Raw genomic sequence first — 19,147 nt, 5'->3', positions numbered from 1 at the left:
CTTAGGTGGCCTTATGAAGGCTGAGTAAAATCAAAGTCTTGAGTTATCTTTTGTTGAAAGATGTTCATGGTTGGTTAGGATGTGCTGAGTTACACTGATCGAGTCTTTGTTCCAAGGAGAAGGAATGCGCATTTCGGATATATCCATTAAGAACCCAGTCTTCGCATGGATGTTAATGTTTGGATTGATGATTTTCGGTTTGATCTCGTTTTCAAGAATGGGTTTAAGCCAATTACCTGACGTGGATTTTCCCACAGTGTCGGTCAGCGTAACGTTGGATGGTGCGGCTCCAGAAGTAATGGAGACTCAGGTTGTTGACGTGATTGAAAGTGCTTTGATGGGTGTCGAAGGCGTCCAAAGTATCACTTCCAGCAGTAAAACTGGGTCTGCAACAATTACCGTAGAATTTAGTTTGGACCGCAATATCGATCTCGCTTTGCAAGATGTTCAGGCAAAAGTTTCAGGTGCGCAGCGATTACTTCCTGACAACGTCGATGCACCGACTATTTCAAAAACCAATCCCGATGACCAACCCATCTTGTGGTTGGCACTTACTTACGACAAGGGCGACCTTGAATTTTTAATGAAATACGCACGCGACTATTTGAAAGATCGTTTTACCACGGTGGATGGTGTGGGCGATATTTTCCTGGGTGGTTACACCGATCCAGTGCTTCGTGTATTCGTAAATACTAAAAAACTTCCTGGCTATAACATCGCAGTGAACGACGTGATCGATGCGATCAAGTCCGAGCACTCTGAAGTTCCCGGTGGTTACATTGAAACCAAGAAAAGCAATTTCAACGTGCGTACGATGGGTGAAGCAAAAACCATCGAAGAGTTTAAGAACATCGTGATCAGCCGTCGCGCAGGTTCTTTGATTCAAGATTCAACGAACATGGTGAAAATCGGCCAAGTGGCTGATGTCAGCATGGGTCTTGATAACATCACTCGTATTTCTCGCTTTAACGGCGAACCAGCATTGGGTTTGGGTATTCGTAAACAGCGTGGCACGAATGCGGTGGCCGTGGCCAAAGCGGTGAAGGCTAAGGCAGAAGAAATTCAGTCGCAATTGCCTGAAGGTATGAAAATTCATGTGAACTTTGACAGCACTCAGTTCATCGAAAAATCCGTGGGCGAGTTGACGCATCACTTGATCTTGGCCGTTGTTTTGACGTCTTTGGTTTGTTGGGCCTTCTTGGGTTCTTGGTCTGCTACGTTCAACGTTTTACTTTCTATTCCAACGTCCTTGTTGGGGGCCTTTATCGGTTTGTATTTCTTGGGTTACACTTTGAATACTTTCACGTTGCTAGGTTTGACTCTCGCGATCGGTATTGTCGTCGATGATGCCATCATGGTTCTTGAAAATATCTTTAGGTATAACGAAGAAGGGCACGGACAAATTGAATCCGCGATCCTGGGGGCTCGTGAGATCTCATTTGCCGCTATGGCAGCAACAGCAGCCGTCATCGCGATCTTCCTTCCGGTGGCCTTTATGAAGGGGATCATCGGTAAGTTCTTGATGCAATTCGGGGTGACGATTTCGATTGCCGTCTTCTTGTCCCTGGTTGAGTCTTTGACGATCACACCAATGCGTTGTGCTGGTTTTGTTCACCACGGCGAGCGTACAACTAAAATCGGTAAAGCGTTTGAAGCTTTCATGGATTCTTTGAAAGTGGGCTACGAAAGATGGTTGCGCAGAACCTTGCAAATGCGCTGGAAAGTCATCATTGGTTCATTAGTGTTCGTGGCCTTGTCGTTCATCTCGGTTAAATTCCTGGTGAAAGAAATGTCACCAGCGCAAGATCAAAGCATTTTCCTAGCGCGATTGATTTTACCGGTGGGAAGTTCTTTGGCTTACACGGATACACAAGTAAAACAAGCAGAGGAATGGTTGCGTGCTCGCCCTGAAGTAAAGCAAGTTTTTGCCAGTATCGGTGGTTTCGGTGGTGGTATTTCTGATGCCAACACCGCGATGATGTTTATCACGATGAAAGAATTCAAAGAGCGTCCGAAAGATCCAAAAACGGGTAAGCGCATGACCCAAACGGATTTCATGCAGGTGACTCGTGAAGCCTTTTCGAAAATCCCAGATGTGCGCCCGGTATTGATGGATATGTCACAACGTGGTTTCTCAAGCGGTCGTGGTTATCCGATTGAATTTACTGTCATGGGTTCTGACTGGGAAAAACTTGCGGGTTACTCGCAAAAAATCATGGATGAAATGACTAAGACTGGTTTAATGGTCGACGTCGATTCCAACTACCTTTTGGGTATGCCAGAAATCCAAGTGAAACCAGATCGCGTTTCAGCTGCTCAGCACGGTGTCAGTATTGCGGCTGTTGGTACAACAGTGAATGCTTTGATCGGGGGAGTGAAAGCCGGGGAGTATCCTGACGGTGGTCACCGCTACGACATCAAAGTAAAGTTGGATAACAAAGAAGACGCGATGGTCGAGATCAAAAAGTTGTTGATTGGAAACAACCGCGCGAACTTGGTTCCCATTTCTCGCGTGACAACGCAAGAGACGACCAAGGCATTGCAAAGTATCTCGCGTATGAATCGTCAACGTGCGATTACGATCACCGCAAACTTAAAAGCCGGAGCTTCTCAGCAAGCAGCGATGGACAAGATTTTAGAAATCGGTAAAAAGACTTTGGAGCCGGGTTACATGATCGAGCAACAAGGTTCTTCGAAAACGTTCAAAGAATCCATCCAAAGTTTCTTCTTGGCGTTCATCTTGGGTATCGTGATTGCCTACATGATCTTGGCTTCTCAGTTTAACTCGTTCATCGATCCCGCGACGATCTTGTTGGCGTTGCCACTGAGCTTCTCGGGTGCATTCTTTGCCCTGTTGTTAACAGGTCAGTCTTTGAACATGTACTCAGCGATCGGATTCTTGCTTTTGATGGGTATCGTGAAAAAGAACTCGATCTTGTTGGTTGAGTTCACGAACACGGTTCGTGATCGCGGTGCACTGAATGCCGACAACGCCTTATTGGAAGCATGTCCAATTCGTCTTCGTCCGATCCTGATGACATCGATCGCAACGATCGCCGCAGCCGTTCCTTCTGCGATGGCAACGGGTGCTGGTTCGGAAACAATGCGCCCGATGGCGTTGTGCTTGATCGGTGGGGTTTTGGTTTCCACGATTCTAACTTTATTCGTAGTACCAGCCGCGTATTCGATCTCTGATAGATTCAGAAAACGTGACAAAGTCCGAGAGCAAACAAAGCAAGCCTTCGCCGCCGTCGGCGACGCACACTAAAAATAAAGAAAAGCCCGGGAGACCGGGCTTTTTTTCTTTCATGCCCGAATTAACGCATCTTTACCTCCGCTGCGATTCCGCAACAAGTCACAAAGTCAGTGCGATACGAGGCAGTCATCAGCTGGAAAACATTTCATTGTTGACCGACGAACTCGTTTACAGATGAAATAAACCCATGTCTAACAATCGCTACTACTTCGACCATGAAACCGCTTATGTGCAAATTCGAAAAAATAATCACGTGGGTTGGCAGAAAAAGAATTTGGAAGACTTCAGATGTACAGAGACTGAAGTAATGCTAAATCCTGTTATTGCGAAATATTTTCCACAGACAAACGCGAAAACGGCCCTGGATTTAGGATGTGGAAGTGGGCCCACGGCGCATTTTTTTGATGAGTTAGGTTTCATCACTTCGGGAATTGATATCGCGCCTTCTGCCATTGAACTTGCAAATGAAATGTCCGCAAAATTCAATCGCAATATATCATTCGAAGTAGGGGACGTCGTAGACCTTGAACGTCAAGAAAAGTCATACGATCTTATTTACGATAGCCACTGCATGCATTGTATCGTTTTAGAAGAAGATAGAGATCGCACGTTTAAGGCGATCGCAAAATGCTTAAAACCAGGTGGTATCTTCATGTTGGATACAATGGTTCACCAAAAAGGCTCCGATTTTACTGGGGGGCTTCGCTATGATAATGATTATATTCTTTGGCACAAGACCACAAAAGGTGATCTTGCAGGAGTAACGGAATTCGAGGGGGAGCTATGGTGTCCTCAACGACGTATCTATCCGGCAGAGGTTATCCTTGTAGAGCTAAAAAATGCAGGTCTTATAATGAAGGAGCGCTTTGGCCCTAATGATCCGTACATGTTGCGAGCTGTGTGCACGGCGGTTGAATAGAAGATATCATCCAACATCTATATAAAAACGCGCTGACTAAAAATCAGCGCGTTTTGTTTTTAGACTTATGCGCTCCACATAACAGTGCGCATAGAAAGTGATCCCATTTCAAAACCCTCGAACGGATAGGATATTTTATCCTTTTCATCCGAAGCTCCAAAAGTGTAAAGCAACGGCCAGTAATGTTCGGGCGAGGGAACGGAGAGTTCCGCGGCGGATCCGAATTTTTCCATGTACTGAGCCAAGGTTTTTTCGTCACGTGAATCCAAAGCCTTTTTGATGCCGGCATCGAACTCTACCGCCCAATCGTATTTTGCGTTGGGATCGCGCCATTGAATGGTGCGCAGGTTGTGAACGATGTTGCCACTTCCAATGATCAGAACACCTTGCTCGCGCAAAGAACGCAAGTGACGGCCAAGCTCAATGTGTTTTTCCGGAGGAGCATTCACATCAAGGCTGAGTTGAAACACAGGAATATCCGCTTTCGGAAACATGTGTACCAACACCGACCAGGTTCCGTGATCAAGGCCCCATTTGTCGCTCAGCTCTGAACCCGGAATCAATTTTTGCGTGGCTTGCGCCAAGCTTAAAGGACCGCGGGCAGGGTACTGAACATCGAACAAGGCTTTCGGAAATCCATAAAAGTCATGGATTGTTTGTGGTGTCGCATTGTAAAGAACTTTCGTTCCTTCGGTTTCCCAGTGGGCCGACACCACAAGGATGGCCTGTGGGTGCGGCAAACTTTCACCCAATGCTGACAAAGCATCCGTGAATGGAGTCTTTGCCAAAGCATTCATTGGGGAACCGTGAGCAGCAAAAATCACAGGCATGCGTTTCATAAAATTAACCTTTCTTTTCAACCGGTTTGTTCGCCTCAACACGGATTGTAAGAGTGATTTCGTCACCTACAACCGGGCCGGCTTCAACCGCTTTACTCCAGCTTAGACCGTAATCTTGGCGATTGATTTTACCCGTCGCCGTGAATGCGATTTTGTGATTACCGAATGGATCGTTTACGTCACCCAGGTATTTCACAGCCAAAGTCACTTCTTTAGTTTTACCTTTCAAAGTCAAATCACCAATCAGTTTCAAGTCATCAGCCGTTCCGACAACTTTTTTAACGACGAAAGACATTTTAGGATTTTTCGCGACGTCGAAAAAGTCAGGACTCTTCAAGTGACCGTCACGGTCAGCATTGTCAGTATCCACACTGCTTACGTCGACATTCAAATTCGCTTTGGACTTCTCCAATTTCGGGTCGATTGTGATAGAGCCGTCAAATTTTGTAAAACGACCTTCAACAGTAGCGATCACCAAGTGGGGAACTTCAAAGCCAACTTTTGAATGGGCAGGGTCAATTGTGTAAGTTCCAGCTGGGATGGTTTTGGCAAAAGCAGCGGAACTAAGTAACGTAATAAAGGCAGCGGTCATTAATTTCATAGGGTTCTCCTCTTTTATTGTGTTTCGGACTTAATCAGTATCGGGCCGAAAGGAGTGTTGCGGTAGGAGACATATTCACGATATACTGTTGCATATATGGAACAATTAGATCTGAATCAAATCCGCACTTTCGTTAAACTTGTTCAAGCTGGAAGCTTTACCAAAGCGGCCGAGGTGCTGCATCAGCCCAAATCCCGAGTCAGTCGCAGATTAGCTGCCTTAGAAAGAGACCTGGGTATCCAGCTGGTCTATCGCACGACGAGACAATTTCAACTGACCGATGCGGGTCGAGCTTATTATGAGCGTTCTCGAGGTTTGGTAGAGGGTTTGGAAAGCTTGTCTGCAGAATTAAGTGAGGAAGTTGCAGATGTATCGGGCTGGCTTCGATTGACGGCGTCTGATGATCTGGGTGTGCTTTTGCTTCCAGATATCCTGGCAGACTTTGCAAAACAGCATCCTCGCGTTCGTTTTGAAATGCTTTTAAGCCAAGCCTATGTAGATCTGGTCAAAGAATCCATCGACGTCGCAGTTCGTATCGGTATTTTAAAAGACAGCAATCTGCGAGTTAAAAAAGTGGCGACTTTAAAAAGTGTCATGGTGGCAAGTCCCGGATTTTTAGAGCGCTATCGTCAAGCCGATGACTTGGAAAACCTAAGCACTCTGCCATTCCTGTCTTTAAATTCACAAAACAAACTGGAACTGTGGCGAACAGCTGACGGCAAGAAGATGACCGTGAAAGTGGATCCGGTATTTTCAGCCAACAATCCAAATATGATTGTGCAAATGGCCCTGCAGGGGCGAGGCATCGGCATGGTGCCGGAATTCATCGTGGCCGAGCATATTCGCTCGGGTCGATTGATTCACATGTATCGCAGTTTGCGTGGTCAGGAAATTCCGGTGAGTTTGGTTTCGCCTGAACAAAAAGAAATTCCGATGAAAACTAAAAAGTTCATCGATTTCGCGGCGAAAAGATTGAAAGAGAAGTTTGAAAGTTTCTAGTGGAGAAGTTTTCTAGAAGAAACGTGTAAAGAACGAAAACAAGTCTTCGTATTGGAATTTCAAAGCACCGAAAATAACCGCGCCCCAAAGAACGGCGATCACACCCATCATCATCAGTTGTGGGAAGTGTAGCAGGCTCATCGGGCCCGGTTGCTTATTCAGCATTTCATCGATTTGCCCGCGCTCTTGGTTTTCTTTAAAACGGCGGGCAAGACCTTGAGCTAAAACGATTCTTTGAGTCATCTCCATTTTATAGAAATGCACTCCCACCAAAGTTGTCGCATTCGAAATACTATCAAGACGAGTGACAATTCCATAGCAGGCCATCTGGCGCGAGCCCGGGGGAGTGAATTGAATTTTAACTACCTCACCCAGGATCGGGCACAGATCATCCGGCGCCGTAAACGCAAGACCCGTCAAAGATACATTTTTAATGGAAGTGCCTTCTTCCCAAGGAACTTGCTTGGGACCGGCTACGCGCACGATACTTTCATCTTCGGTCTGAAGAATGAAGCGGGGAGATCTACCGTGATAGCGTGCGAGTGATGTCATGTAAAACTATTCGGACAAAAAGCGGGGTCTCTTAACGAAAGGTCGGGAAAAATACTGTCTCAAAATGATCCTGAAACCTATTCGATTTAAAAATGCTTCCAGCCCTTAAAAGACTCGATCTCTTCCTTAGCATCACCATGAATTAAAAAGACTCCAGGGCTTTCAGTGAACTGGCCAACTTCTGTCCATTGCGGGAAAAGCCCACGATGTTCAGGAGAAAGAGTCATCAAAAGCTCATAGTCCTCACCACCCCAAAGCGCATATTCGTATGCCTTGGCTAAATGGGCCATGCGAATTGTTTCATCTTCCAAAGGAAATTGATCGGGGAATAAGTGAATTCCCACAGCCGATGTTGCTTGGCCATTGTTATAGGGTTTGTTTGCTAAAATCAAAGCGTCGTTCACCAAACCATCACTGCAATCCATCAAAGCGTGAATTTTATCAGCATACTTGCGAAGTTCTGGCAGCAAATCCAAGCGAGGCATGGGGCGCAGATGTCTTTCCACGGCTTGTGGAAAGTCATTGCGGCGATCTTCATGAAGTGCGCGCAATCCGGTTGTGGAAATTCCTAACGGACCGCTGGCTAATAAGATATCTCCAGGCTGAGTGCCATGTCGGGTAAGAGGTTTGTCGCAAGATCCATGCACGCTGACATCTATGATGACTCCGCGAGGAGAAGCGCACAAATCTCCGCCAGCGATTTCCATTCCAAAACGGTCTGCGAGCGTTGTCATACCCTGATAGAATTCGTCAAGCCAGGATTCGGTTATTTCTTTCGGCAAAGCTAACGACACTTGTGCAAAGTGCGGCTGTGCTCCCATCGCGGCAAGATCACTTAAGTTAACTGCCAAGGCTTTGTGTCCCAGATCAAATGCACAGGCGTAATCCAGACGGAAATGGACGTCTTCCACCATCATGTCCTGAGCAATCACCGAGAGGCCTGGGAAATTTTTAAAGACAAAGCCATCATCACCCAACGGCACCACCGTGTTGGGATTATGACGCTGGACCTTATTGCGAATCTGCTTAAGAACTTGCCATTCTTTGGGGGTATTTTGCACGTCGTTGTTCCTCTAGGAAGACATTGCCAAAAATAATGCTTTATTGTGAAATATACCTCCAGGGAGTCAAGGAGGATTCTTTGAACACACCGAAGGCGAAGTCGCCGACCAGAACGTCTAAGAAGAAAGCTGCTACTCGCAAGGTCAAAGTTGTCGAGCATCCATTGTCATCTGAAAGTTTATTCACCAGTCGCGAGATTGGGTGGTTGAATTTCAATCGCCGTGTTTTGACCGAAGCCGAAGACAGCAACAATCCTCTTTTGGAAAGAGTTAAGTTTCTAAGCATTTCCGGATCGAATCTGGATGAATTTTTCATGAAACGCGTGGGTGGTTTAAAACGCCACGTGGCTTACGGAGTTTCTCCAAAATCATCGGACGGTAAAACACCGATGGCTCAGCTTCAGGAGATTCGTGAAGTGGTTCAGCCCATGATCAAAGATCAAGGCAGCTGCTTTACGAAAACTTTGAAACCCGCGTTGGAAAATGAAGGCATTTTCCTTTTAAGTTGGAAAGATCTTTCTGAAAAGGAACGTGAAAGCGTAAAAAAGTATTATAGCAAGAATGTGTTCCCGGTTCTGACACCTCTGTCGGTGGATCCTGGGCATCCATTTCCATTCATTTCAAATCTTTCGGTTTCCTTGGGCGTGACTTTAAAACATCCCAACTCCGAGGAAAAACTTTTTGCCCGAGTCAAAGTTCCCAAAGTTTTACCACAATGGATTCGTGTCGACATTGACCCGAGCATCAATCGCTTCGTCAGTCTTCAGGAAGTGATCAAGGCAAATCTGTCGGATCTGTTTCCTTCCATGCAAGTGATTGATTCGATGGCTTTCCGTCTGACTCGCAATGCCGATTCAGATCAAGATCAAGAGGACGCTGAAGATCTATTGGAAGCAATCGAAGAAGAGCTTCGTCAGCGTCGTTTCGCCGAAGTCGTGCGCTTGGAGCACGGGCCAAATCCAGACATGTGGATGTTGAAGTTCTTGATGGAAGAGCTCGAGCTAAACGAGGAAGATATTTACGAACTTCCTGGTGAGCTTGATTATGCTGATTTGGGTATGATCGCGGATCTGCCACTTCCAAAATTGAAATTCGAACCGTACATTCCTGTTGTTTCTCCGGCGTTTGCGGAAGAAGGTACGGGGATTTTCAGTGCTATTCGTGCGAATGATCAGTTGATTCATAATCCATTTGAAAGTTTTTCTGCTTCGGTGGAAACGTTCATTCGTATTGCCAGCGAAGACCCCAAGGTCTTAGCGATTAAAATGACGTTGTACCGCACGGGTGATAACAGTCCCTTCATTCGTTCTTTGATTCGCGCAGCCGCTCAGGGCAAGCAGGTCGTGTGTCTGGTAGAGTTGAAAGCGCGCTTCGATGAAGAGCGTAATATCTATTGGGCCAATGAACTTGAAAACGCGGGTGTTCACGTCGTGTACGGAGTTGTGGGATTAAAAACTCATGCTAAGACCGCTTTGGTGGTTCGCCAGGAACAAGAAGGACTTCGTTGTTACGTTCATATCGGCACAGGTAATTACAATGTGGCGACTTCCAGATTCTATACGGATCTGGGATTGTTAACCGCGCGTGAGGAAATCACCAATGATGTGGTGGATTTCTTCCATTATCTGACTGGTATCAGCTTAAAAGGCAGTTATCAGCACCTGCTGATTGCACCTGTGAATATGCTCTCAACATTTAGAACTTTGATTGATCGTGAAGCCGCCCATGCGAAAGCCGGGAAGCCTGCCAACATCGTAGCTAAGTTTAATAACTTTGAAGAAAACGATATCGGTGCTGCTCTTTATTCTGCGTCTCAAAAAGGCGTGGACATCGAAATGATCGTCCGTGGTTTTTGCTGTCTTCGTCCCGGTGTTCCGGGGATGAGTGAGCGCATCAAAGTCATTTCCGTCATTGGTCGCTTTTTGGAGCACTCTCGTTTGTTTTATTTCAGGAATGGTAAGGAAGACCCCGTTGATGGGGATTTCTTCCTGGGTTCGGCGGACTGGATGTATCGTAATTTGCATGCACGCGTGGAAGCGATTGTGCCTGTGCTGGATCGCAGTCTTAAAGAAAAATTGTGGGAAATCCTGCAATTTTATCTGAAAGAAAACCGACAAGCGTGGTTGATGAACTCGGATGGCAGCTATACGAAGAAACCTTTTAAAGCAGATGAAATCGGCGTTCATCAAACTTTGATGCAATTGGCGAAAACACGGGGTAAACTGGTCGAAGATTCAACCGCGGAGTAAAATGGAAATCATCATCGTCCGTCACGCCCTTGCTGAAGAAAGGGAAGACTTTGCAAAAAAAGGATTGGGAGACCAGTTTCGTCCCCTGACTTTGAAGGGTCGTAAGCGCATGCAGAAAGTTTGCATGCGGATGAAGGACTTTATCAAAGACGTTGATGTGATCGTGACCAGTCCGTTTACTCGGGCCGCTCAAACCGCGCAGATTCTGTCTCAATTTTATCCTGGAAAAAAAGTGATCGAGATTCCTGAAATGGTTCCGCAAAGTCCTCCGCAGGCTCTGCTGAAATGGTTTCGCACTCAAGGTCGCAATCATAAAAAAATCATGATCGTGGGGCATGAGCCGCATTTAAGTGTCTTCGCAAGTTATATGTTAACGGGTAAGGCTGAGAGCTTTATTGATCTTAGAAAAAGCGGTGTCCTGTCGTTGGAGCTGGAATCTTTTGCTCAGGCAAGCGCCGGCGGAGCAGAGCTGATGTACTCCATCCCGCCGAAGATTTTCGATTAAAAACCGATTCAAAAACTATTCAAAATCATCAACGTCTAACTGACATTGATAGGCGCGTTCATTGTAGTTGAGCACGCACTGGATATTGTTTGCAGTTAGGTAGCGGCTTCCCGCAGCACCTTCGAAAGCAGCGAACGGAGCCAAAGCTTTAGCCAAAGCCAAAGAGTTTTGACGAGCTGTTTGGTCATTTTGTGTGTAGCACTCAACTGCACTCATCCATTCATCAGGACCATCAGCAGCTGAATAGCGGCAAGTTAAGTTAGATACATTAACCGTCATTGGGTTTGTGCCGTACTGATCGTCATCAATGTGTTTCACTGGGAAGCCAGCAGAGTAAAGTGCTTCCATAATAGAGCGAGCAGCGTCGCCTTGAACGGCAACAGTTTTTGCTTGAGCCAAGCTTGTGAAAGAAAGGAACAGACTCATAGAAAAAATAGCTAGTTTCATGTGATCTCCGATTCAAGTTAGTTAGTTTCGTTGAAAAGGGATCTATCGCGCTGAGCGACAAATGAAAATTAGATGTTTTGGAAGGTTATGTTCTAAATTTTGAAAGTCTTAAACCATCGACCAAATAAGGCCATCACGGAGGCCAACCGCGGGGATAACGATTTTTTCCACCTCTGCTTGGCGCATGATGGTTTCCACCAGCATGGAGGCGGGCATAATCACGTCGGCGCGGTCAGGTCGCAGCTCGAGTTTATCGATGCGGTCTTTAATCGACATGGCTTTCAGGCGAGCGATGATTTCTGCAAGTTCTGAAAGAGTTACAAATGTATTGGGAGTCTTTTTAAGTAAGCGAACTTTAAGCTCCGCCATGCACTCCAGGTTACCACCGGTCCCAATCGCGAAATCCACAGGATCATTCTCAGTGTTGGGATAAATGTGGGGTCCCAGGTCTGACAAAAACTCTCCCATTATAATACTTAAATGGCTTTCGTTCATGCGGCGTTTGCTTAAGTTTTCTAAAACCCGAACCGTACCCATCGGGAAAGACTTGGTTGCTAAAAGCTTGCCGCCTTTAGAAAAAGTCACCTCAACACTGCCGCCACCGATATCAATCAGCATGGTTTTTTTGCTATCCAATTGGACTTCTTTGCGGACGGCAAGATGGATCAGGCGGCCTTCTTCGGTGCCATCGATGATCTCGATATCGATTCCGGAAACTTTCTTAATGGTTTCCAGAAACTCTTTTTTATTCTTGGCTTCGCGGCAGGCGCTGGTCGCGACAGCACGGCATTTTTCGACTTTCAGCTTTGCGTTGGTTTCAGCAAAACGACGAAAGGTGGCTTTGGCGATTTCCATGGTTTCAGGAGTGATCGTGCCCGTCGTAAATACATCGTGCCCCAGGCGAACCGGAGCTCGCTGCTTTTTATTTACACGGATAAAGGGGGCTGTTTCATTGATATCAGCGACCATCATACGAATGGCGTTGGACCCGATATCGATGGCTGAAACTCGACGTGACACGGCTAAAGTTCTCCTTTGGCAATAGTATATAAAAATGCGAGCATCATAGACATGAAAAAATCATTTTTTATCACCTTGTTGAGTATTTTTGTTTGTGGGCAAGCTTGGGCTTTGACGGATATAGAAATTTCCGGGGAGGCTGACCTGAATGCCTTGGTTCATTTGCTGCCGACAGGCGAGGCGGGTGAGAGTGAATTTCGCGTTCCTTCGTTGCTTTTGAATTTCAGTGTGCCTTTGAAAGAGGGCAATCTTTTGTATGTCTCATTTGAAGGCGCACAAAAGCGCAGTGAAACTTCAGAAAGTTTCATGGTCAATACCCGTGAAGCCTACTTGGACTTAGTCAGCATTTTTGAAGGTGTATCTGCTCTGCGCATGGGTGTGGTGCCGCAACCGTGGTTGGAAGCTCAGTACGAAGACGTGAATTATCGTTTTTTGGGTGAAACTGCCTACGGTCTGACAGAAAAATGGAAGTACGAGACTTATTCGGACCTGGGGGCGGGTTTTATGTCTGAACTCCCTGGGGATTTGGGGGAGTGGTCTTTGTCAGTTGTAAACGGTGAAGGGCGCGATCAGGATTCAGCGGGACCTCACAAAGAGGGCGCGTTGTTCCTGCGTTTTACAAGCTGGAATCCGTTTGCCATCACATTGCAATACATCCACGGAACTTACGAACAATATGGGGATGAAGTTGCGGCGAAAGAACGTATTCAGGCCTCATTCCTTTACAAACCTGAAGACAGCAAAACTAAAATCGGCATCGAGCTTTTGGACACGCATGATCCGGCAGGGGCCATCACGGACGGCAAAATGGCCGACGGTGTCGATGTCGTAAGCTTGGCGGGGCAAGCAGTTCATGGATTTGGTGGCAGCGCCTTCACGATTTTCGGTGTGGGCCCTCAATCTGAAGTGATGCTTCGCTATGATTATTTGGACGCCGCGGTGGGAGAGCCTGATAAAAACCTTCAAACGGGAATCGTGTCTTTTGCTTACCAAGTCACTGAAGATGTAAAAACTGCTTTGGCTGTGGATCACACGTGGTATGCTGATAACTATGGAAAAGGCATCCGCGATGCCTCTAAAGTAGAGCTAGCCGCCCAAGTCCTATTCTAAGGGACCAGGGCGACTTCGTGATCTGTTAAGATTCTGTTAGTTTTGCTTTGAGAGCCGTGTTAAGCGGTGTCTTTTACTCTGAAAACCTTTATACAACCAACAAACGGGGAATACGTATGGAACGTGCCATCGACACTCAACTTGAAGACCTTAAGAAAATGATTTTGGTAATGGGTGGTCATGTTGAAAAAGCCCTCTCTCAAGTCACAGCCGCTTTGCTTTCCCGTGATGTGAATGCTTTTCAAGAAGTTCATGAAATCGAAAAGCGCATCAACGAAGATCACATTCGCGTTGATAATCACTGCATGCACATCCTGGCAAAACAAGGCCCGGTGGCAAAAGATCTTCGTTTGATTATCTCTGTTTTGAAAATCAACAACGACCTTGAGCGCATGGGTGACCAGACTGTGAATATCTCTTATTCCGGTAAAGATTATTTGGGTCGTAAACCCATCCAGGCGCAAACCGGTGATATTCAGAAAATGTCTGAAATCGCAGGTCGCATGGTGAAGGGTTCTTTGGATTGTTTTGTTCGTGGTGACGCTGTCGAAGCAAAAAACATTTTGCTGATGGATGATGAGATCGACACGTTGAAAAATAAAGTTTTCAACGACGCTATTAAACACATGAAAAGCAATCCAGACGACGTTGAAGCAAGCATGGATTTTATTTTGATCGCACGTAATTTGGAACGCCTGGGTGACCATGCGACTAATATTGCGGAAGACGTGATCTTCGCATTTACCGGGAAAGATGTTCGACATGGGGGCAAGTTTGGCTGAAAATTCAATTCAGGTGATGGTGGTTGAGGACGAACAAGAGATCCGCGAACTGATGGCTTTGCATTTGCTACGTCAAGGTTACCGCGTGACTGAATGTGCCTCTGCCGAAGAAGCCCTCGCTGAAATGAATGCCAAAAACTACCAATTATTCGTGTTGGATTGGATGCTTCCAGGACTTCACGGTGTCGACATCCTGGATCGTATTAAAGCTAAAAATCAAAACGCCTCTATTCTTATGGTGACAGCGAAAACCGAGCCTCAAGATATCGTTATGGGTCTTGAGCGCGGCGCTGACGACTATTTGACGAAACCTTTCAATCCTTCCGTTTTGATTGCGCGTGCAAAGGCATTGCTTCGTCGTGCAAGTCCTAAGGCTGACGAAGTCATCAAAGATGACAGCGAAATCAACATCCACGGTTTGAAAATGAATTTTAAAACCTACGAGATCTCTTATAAAAATGAGCCTCTGCATTTGACGCCGTCTGAATTCAAACTATTAGGTACATTGGTGCAAAATCATGGCGTGGTTTTGACTCGTGAAAAGCTGATTGAAAACATTCAGGGCGAGGGCATCAGTGTTGTTGGTCGTACGATTGACACTCACGTCTTTGGACTTCGTAAAAAATTAGGCGAATGGGGCGATCGCATTGAAACCATCCGTGGCGTGGGCTACCGGGTGAAAATGGAACAGGCATGATGAAGAGTTTCATCCGTTTTCCGTCACGTCTTTTCTGGAAGTTATTTTTCTTTCAAGTCGTTGTTTTTAATATCTTGGCCTTCGTTATTGCGGCTTCTTTGGATTCGCAACATCGCATGGCTGATTTCGTGTACACGGACTTCCTGCTGAACTTTTTCATGTTCAGTCTTTTGGTATCTTTGATCATCGCGTTCCGTTTTGTTCGTCCAATTCATAAAGTTATTTTGAAAGCTTTGCGTATTTCCAACAAGCGCGCTTATGGCGAGATCTTTTCGGCATCAGATGCCGATGATCTTTTGGATGACGATGCGGATGACCTGTCAGAGCTTGAAGTCGCTTTGGATAAAATCCATAAAAAGATGAAACGTCGTAAGGCGAACTTCCTGCAAGCGCAGGAGGAGTCCCAGGCTTTCATGAGTTCTGTGTCGGAAGGCTTGGTTAGCGTCAGCCTTGATGAAAAAATTCTTTATTTCAATTCTCAGTTTGCGGCGCAGTTTTTGAAAGGTCCGCAGCTTTCCACTGAAAATCTGCGCCTGAAAGATGCGATTCGCTCATCTGATGTTCTGGAAGGTTTTGCGACGACGATCAAAACAGGTAAGGGCACACGCTTCACAGTGAAATTGCCAACCCTGATCGACAACCAACCGCGCTTTTTCTCGGTATCGGTCAATCCGATCCGCAACGAGAAGACCCGCGAGGTTTACGGTATCGTGGGTATTTTCCATGATATCACGGAGCTGAAACGTGCCGAGCAAATCCGCATCGAATTCGTCGGTAATGCTTCTCACGAATTGCGCACACCACTGACATCAATCAAAGGTTATGTTGATACTTTGAAAGAAGACATCAACAACGGCCAAACGGAGCAGGCCGGTAAGTTCATCAATATCGTTTCTCGCAACATTGATCGCTTGATGGATTTGGTGAATGACTTGTTGTCGTTGACGTCCATGGAATCTTCAAATTCAGAATTGAAATTAGAATTGATTCATCCTCTGCAAATTTCAGAACACGTGGTTTCTGAAATGGCCGTCCTGGCCGCCGAAAAAAGCATCGCCATCCGTGTGGTGGGCGAAGTTCCTCCGTTCAAAGCGGATTCGCGTAAAGTGGAACAAGTCCTGCGCAACCTCGTATCAAACGCGGTGAAGTTCATTCCAAACAATAAGACTGTGCAAATCCGTTGGGAACGCGACATCAAAGAATACATTATCTTGCGCGTGATCGACGACGGCCCAGGTATCCCATCTGAACATTTGGATCGCTTGTTTGAACGCTTCTATCGCATCGATAAAGGTCGCACAAGAGACGCCGGTGGCACAGGTTTGGGCCTAGCGATTGTTAAGCACATCATGCAAAGCCACGGCGGCACCGTCGCGGTAAAATCCCAATTAGATGTAGGCACAGAGTTCATCTGCGCCTTCCCAATTAAGTAATAGCGCTGAAAAAGGCACAACTGCTGCGTTGTGGTTGGGGCTCCTGCCCCAACCCCTTCGGGCTGTCGCGTAGAAATCGCTTCCTGCGATTTCTATCGGTGCGAGTCCTCGCTTCGACGTGCCTGGGGCACGCCTGCGCTACGGTTCGCATCTCCGCCTTGCATTTGTACCTTTTTGAGCGCTCTTAACGGAGTATGGGTATGGGGGGCGGGGAATGTTTAAATATAGCCCTAAGGGGTGACCTTTCAAGAAACAAAAGTTTTAATTGCTCCGAGAAGATCGGGGCGATTGATCGGTTTAGTCAGGTGGGCGTCGCAGCCCGCGTCTAGGGACTTTTTTACTTCTTCGCGCAGGGCATGGGCGGTCAGTGCGATGATGGGCTTTTTATATCCTTGAGCTCTCAGAGTTCTGGTCGCTTGCAGGCCGTCCATTCCTGGCATTTGCACGTCCATCAAGATGATATCGTAATCATTTTCGGTCGCCATTTTCACAGCTTCAAAACCATCGTTGGCGTAAGAAACGATGAAATGTTTTGAGCGAAGATAAATTCCAATTAAAATTTGGTTATCCTTTAAATCCTCGGCCAACAAGACTTTGATAGTTTTCCCCTCAAAATCCGCCAAGCTCACAGGGGCTTGAGGTGCCAGCGCTTTGTTTGGCGCTGTTGCCTTGGCTTGCTCTTCGTCAGAAGAAGTTATGGTGAATAGGAAGGTGCTTCCGACGTCTTCCTTGCTTTCAAGAAGCGATAAGTTGCCGCCCAAAGCACGAGCAAAATGACGAGATAAAACCAATCCGAGTCCCGTGCCCCCGAATTTTCGGATGATGGAGGTGTCAGCCTGTCCGAAAGCTTGAAAGATCTGACGCTGACCTTCTTCGGAAATCCCGATACCAAAATCCTGCACCTCTGTAGAAATCAGAGTTTTACCTTCGAGTTTTTGGGAATAAATTCTGATTTTTATCGGACCTTTATTCGAAAACTTCACGGCATTTCCAATCAGATTCACAAGGATCTGACGCAAGCGCACGGGATCTGAGTAAATGTTGTCGGGCATCTGGCTGGTTTTTTCGACTTCGATTTTGATATGTTTTTTTAGTGCCATCAATGACAGTGAACTAACGACTTCGTTCACCAGCTCAGTATAAGACAACAAGCTTTTTTCAATGGGCATTTTGCCCGCTTCAAACTTTGTTAAATCAAGAATATCATCAATGATTCGCAGTAAAAGTTCACCATTCGCTTGGATGCGATTTAAGTATTCTTCTTGTTCCGTGGTTAGATCTTCGGAACTTAATAATTCTGCAAATCCTAAAATCGCATTCATAGGAGTGCGAATCTCATGGCTCATGTTTGCCAGGAAAGTCGTTTTAGCTTTTGTCGCTTCTTCGGCGATTTCTTTAGCTTTCTTCTCGCGGATCAGAGCTTGTTCCAGATCCGCAGTTCTTTCTTGAACCCGGGATTCTAATTCCGCCTGAGTTTTCAGAAGTTCATTTTCAATGGTCTTCAGGTCGGAAATATCCTGGGTCGTGCCGAATATTTTTACAACTTCACCTTGATCATCCAAAGCGACCTGAACACGGGTTTGAACGTATTTTGTCGTCCCATCGTTAAGGCGAATCACATGATCAAAATTATGCGGAGACTTGGTTGTAATGGCGCTCTCGAGGGCCGTTCTGATTTTTTCGCGGTTGACAGCGTCCGTATAGCTTAAAAGCAATTCAGCTGTGACGTGAGTGTTTTTATCAAGACCATAAATGTTATACATTTCTTCAGATATGCTGACCTCAGTGCCATGGATCGATCTTTCCCAGCTTCCCAGGTGGGCAAGTTCCTGCGCTTCTTTCAAAAGGATATCCCGGCTGTTGATGGCGTCTTTAGCTTCATTCGAACGACGAATCAGAACCCGGGCAAAGCCTGAGGCAATCAACGCTACAAGCAAAATCATGAACGTGGTGGCAGTCACAACATAAGCAACAGTCTGCGTTCCTAAAACCATTCCTTGGTGAGGGGGAAGTGGTTGTTCTTCGTGAATAAAGTCCGCGGCGAACATACCAACATAGTGCATACCGGAGACGGCGGCTCCCATTAAAAGACTTGAGAGAATATGCAATAGAGTCACTCGTTTTGTGGTTCTAAAAAGTAAAGAAACCCCAAGTGCTGCAAACGATGCAAAAGCCGCGATGAAGACAGAAAGGGCAACCAGATCCCAGTGCCATTCAATTCGCGCCGCCATCCGCATCGAGGCCATTCCAATATAGTGCATTCCGGAGATCGCCACGGCCATGGAGATTCCACCAAAGATCACACCCATAAGAGAAACTTGAACTCGACTGACGATATAGAACGCAACTAACGAAGCACCAATCGCAACGAATAGAGAAATAATCGAAAGAGGCAGATCATAGCCAATCGCTATTCCTGGCATTTGCATCGCGAGCATGCCGACGAAATGCATACTCCAAATTCCCAGGCCCATCGCAACGGCTCCGCCCAGTAACCAGAGGCGATTATTTTTTCCTAAAGATTCTTTTATGCGAAGTACAATGTTGAGGGCAACATAGGCGCCCACTGTCGCAATCAAAACCGACAAGGCTACAAGATCTTGATTATAAGTGTGGGACATTTTCATTCCCAATTCATATCCGCACAAATTTATACTCCAGAGCCGTGATGGATTCT

General features: G+C 46.2%; 16 protein-coding genes. 9 read left to right on the top strand and 7 right to left on the bottom strand.

The features are described from left to right. The first annotated feature begins 124 nt into the window (after positions 1-124). Positions 125-3,268 carry an efflux RND transporter permease subunit gene (locus DOM22_RS15100; protein WP_142701177.1) on the top strand — a complete coding sequence of 1,048 codons (3,144 nt, stop codon included), beginning with the start codon at positions 125-127 and terminating at the stop codon, positions 3,266-3,268. Positions 3,269-3,443: 175 nt separating this feature from the next. After that, positions 3,444-4,175, top strand: a complete 732-nt coding sequence (locus tag DOM22_RS15095) for a bifunctional 2-polyprenyl-6-hydroxyphenol methylase/3-demethylubiquinol 3-O-methyltransferase UbiG (protein ID WP_142701176.1) — start codon at positions 3,444-3,446, stop codon at positions 4,173-4,175. 65 nt (positions 4,176-4,240) lie between these two features. On the opposite strand, the gene ygiD is transcribed toward DOM22_RS15095, so the two are convergent. Both ygiD and DOM22_RS15085 read right to left on the bottom strand, forming a co-directional pair. Beyond that, entirely contained in the window at positions 4,241-5,014 is a 774-nt protein-coding gene (gene ygiD, locus DOM22_RS15090; protein ID WP_246845676.1) for a 4,5-DOPA dioxygenase extradiol, read from the bottom strand. 4 nt (positions 5,015-5,018) lie between these two features. After that, the gene (locus DOM22_RS15085; RefSeq protein ID WP_142701175.1) at positions 5,019-5,615 is read right to left on the bottom strand and encodes a YceI family protein; all 597 of its coding nucleotides are present in this window, start codon (positions 5,613-5,615) and stop codon (positions 5,019-5,021) included. Between the two features lie 96 nt (positions 5,616-5,711). Between DOM22_RS15085 and DOM22_RS15080 the strand changes: the two genes are divergently transcribed. Further along, on the top strand, positions 5,712-6,614 hold the full coding sequence (locus DOM22_RS15080; protein WP_142701174.1) for a LysR family transcriptional regulator: 903 nt from the start codon (positions 5,712-5,714) through the stop codon (positions 6,612-6,614). Between the two features lie 12 nt (positions 6,615-6,626). On the opposite strand, the gene DOM22_RS15075 is transcribed toward DOM22_RS15080, so the two are convergent. Continuing rightward, a complete protein-coding gene (locus DOM22_RS15075; protein WP_142701173.1) occupies positions 6,627-7,166 on the bottom strand; it encodes a PilZ domain-containing protein in 540 nt (179 codons plus the stop codon). Between the two features lie 86 nt (positions 7,167-7,252). After that, positions 7,253-8,227, bottom strand: coding sequence for a thiamine-phosphate kinase (gene thiL, locus DOM22_RS15070; protein ID WP_142701172.1), 975 nt, complete (start codon positions 8,225-8,227; stop codon positions 7,253-7,255). A gap of 80 nt (positions 8,228-8,307) precedes the next feature. On the opposite strand from thiL, the gene ppk1 reads away from it, so the two are divergent. Both ppk1 and DOM22_RS15060 read left to right on the top strand, forming a co-directional pair. Next, entirely contained in the window at positions 8,308-10,476 is a 2,169-nt protein-coding gene (gene ppk1, locus DOM22_RS15065; protein WP_142701171.1) for a polyphosphate kinase 1, read from the top strand. A gap of 1 nt (position 10,477) precedes the next feature. Next, the gene (locus tag DOM22_RS15060; RefSeq protein ID WP_142701170.1) at positions 10,478-10,981 is read left to right on the top strand and encodes a histidine phosphatase family protein; all 504 of its coding nucleotides are present in this window, start codon (positions 10,478-10,480) and stop codon (positions 10,979-10,981) included. Positions 10,982-10,996: 15 nt separating this feature from the next. On the opposite strand, the gene DOM22_RS15055 is transcribed toward DOM22_RS15060, so the two are convergent. Continuing rightward, positions 10,997-11,428 (bottom strand): hypothetical protein, encoded by a 432-nt coding sequence (locus DOM22_RS15055; RefSeq protein ID WP_142701169.1) that lies wholly within the window; start codon positions 11,426-11,428, stop codon positions 10,997-10,999. A 108-nt stretch (positions 11,429-11,536) separates the two neighbouring features. After that, positions 11,537-12,448, bottom strand: a complete 912-nt coding sequence (locus DOM22_RS15050; RefSeq protein WP_142701168.1) for a hypothetical protein — start codon at positions 12,446-12,448, stop codon at positions 11,537-11,539. 51 nt (positions 12,449-12,499) lie between these two features. On the opposite strand from DOM22_RS15050, the gene DOM22_RS15045 reads away from it, so the two are divergent. The 4 genes from DOM22_RS15045 to DOM22_RS15030 all read left to right on the top strand — a co-directional run bounded on the left by DOM22_RS15045 (position 12,500) and on the right by DOM22_RS15030 (position 16,470). Then, entirely contained in the window at positions 12,500-13,558 is a 1,059-nt protein-coding gene (locus DOM22_RS15045; protein ID WP_142701167.1) for a hypothetical protein, read from the top strand. Between the two features lie 116 nt (positions 13,559-13,674). Then, the gene (phoU, locus tag DOM22_RS15040) at positions 13,675-14,340 is read left to right on the top strand and encodes a phosphate signaling complex protein PhoU (protein ID WP_142701166.1); all 666 of its coding nucleotides are present in this window, start codon (positions 13,675-13,677) and stop codon (positions 14,338-14,340) included. Next, positions 14,333-15,037, top strand: coding sequence for a response regulator transcription factor (locus DOM22_RS15035; protein ID WP_246845675.1), 705 nt, complete (start codon positions 14,333-14,335; stop codon positions 15,035-15,037). Before phoU ends, DOM22_RS15035 begins: the two co-directional genes overlap by 8 nt. Continuing rightward, complete coding sequence (locus tag DOM22_RS15030) at positions 15,034-16,470, top strand: cell wall metabolism sensor histidine kinase WalK (RefSeq protein WP_246845674.1); 1,437 nt, start codon at positions 15,034-15,036, stop codon at positions 16,468-16,470. Before DOM22_RS15035 ends, DOM22_RS15030 begins: the two co-directional genes overlap by 4 nt. Before the next feature lie 245 nt (positions 16,471-16,715). Here the strand turns inward: DOM22_RS15030 and DOM22_RS15025 are convergent, their stop codons facing one another. Beyond that, positions 16,716-19,097 carry an MHYT domain-containing protein gene (locus DOM22_RS15025; RefSeq protein ID WP_142701165.1) on the bottom strand — a complete coding sequence of 794 codons (2,382 nt, stop codon included), beginning with the start codon at positions 19,095-19,097 and terminating at the stop codon, positions 16,716-16,718. Between the last annotated feature and the right edge of the window lie 50 nt (positions 19,098-19,147).

The organism is Bdellovibrio sp. ZAP7, from assembly GCF_006874645.1.
Lineage (GTDB): Bacteria > Bdellovibrionota > Bdellovibrionia > Bdellovibrionales > Bdellovibrionaceae > Bdellovibrio.
The sequence above is the reverse complement of the archived record's forward strand: the minus strand, read 5'-3'. Positions and strand labels throughout refer to the sequence as shown.

Bases quoted from the DNA above. Each gene is read 5' to 3' on its own strand.
- DOM22_RS15085 (WP_142701175.1), bottom strand. From the start codon at position 5,615: ATGAAATTAATGACCGCTGCCTTTATTACGTTACTTAGTTCCGCTGCT.
- DOM22_RS15095 (WP_142701176.1), top strand. From the start codon at position 3,444: ATGTCTAACAATCGCTACTACTTCGACCATGAAACCGCTTATGTGCAA.
- DOM22_RS15100 (WP_142701177.1), top strand. From the start codon at position 125: ATGCGCATTTCGGATATATCCATTAAGAACCCAGTCTTCGCATGGATG.
- DOM22_RS15060 (WP_142701170.1), top strand. From the start codon at position 10,478: ATGGAAATCATCATCGTCCGTCACGCCCTTGCTGAAGAAAGGGAAGAC.
- DOM22_RS15025 (WP_142701165.1), bottom strand. From the start codon at position 19,097: ATGAAAATGTCCCACACTTATAATCAAGATCTTGTAGCCTTGTCGGTT.
- DOM22_RS15075 (WP_142701173.1), bottom strand. From the start codon at position 7,166: ATGACATCACTCGCACGCTATCACGGTAGATCTCCCCGCTTCATTCTT.
- ygiD (WP_246845676.1), bottom strand. From the start codon at position 5,014: ATGAAACGCATGCCTGTGATTTTTGCTGCTCACGGTTCCCCAATGAAT.
- DOM22_RS15055 (WP_142701169.1), bottom strand. From the start codon at position 11,428: ATGAAACTAGCTATTTTTTCTATGAGTCTGTTCCTTTCTTTCACAAGC.
- phoU (WP_142701166.1), top strand. From the start codon at position 13,675: ATGGAACGTGCCATCGACACTCAACTTGAAGACCTTAAGAAAATGATT.
- DOM22_RS15030 (WP_246845674.1), top strand. From the start codon at position 15,034: ATGATGAAGAGTTTCATCCGTTTTCCGTCACGTCTTTTCTGGAAGTTA.
- DOM22_RS15045 (WP_142701167.1), top strand. From the start codon at position 12,500: ATGAAAAAATCATTTTTTATCACCTTGTTGAGTATTTTTGTTTGTGGG.
- DOM22_RS15080 (WP_142701174.1), top strand. From the start codon at position 5,712: ATGGAACAATTAGATCTGAATCAAATCCGCACTTTCGTTAAACTTGTT.